General features: G+C 65.6%; 1 pseudogene. It reads right to left on the bottom strand.

From position 1 onward, the window contains the following. Positions 1 to 22 precede the first annotated feature (22 nt). Positions 23 to 285: pseudogene (locus tag ACG04R_RS28535) on the bottom strand (potassium-transporting ATPase subunit B); the annotation flags it as partial.

Raw genomic sequence — 285 nt, 5'->3', positions numbered from 1 at the left:
ATGGGATATGAGAGTGAGAAGTTCAGGCCAGGCCGAGGGCGACCAGGATCAGGTCGATGGCCTTGATGCCGATGAAGGGCACGATGACGCAGCCCAGGCCGTAGACCAGCAGGTTGCGGCGCAGCAGCGCGGCGGCGCCGATGGCGCGGTAGCGCACGCCCTTGAGCGCCAGCGGGATCAGCACGACAATGATCAACGCGTTGAAGATGACGGCGCTCAGGATGGCCGAGTTGGGGCTGGCCAGCCGCATCACGTTGAGCGCGGCCAGCTGCGGGTAGGTCGACA

It is taken from the genome of Pelomonas candidula (assembly GCF_043555985.1).
GTDB lineage: Bacteria > Pseudomonadota > Gammaproteobacteria > Burkholderiales > Burkholderiaceae_C > Pelomonas > Pelomonas candidula.
The sequence above is the reverse complement of the archived record's forward strand: the minus strand, read 5'-3'. Positions and strand labels throughout refer to the sequence as shown.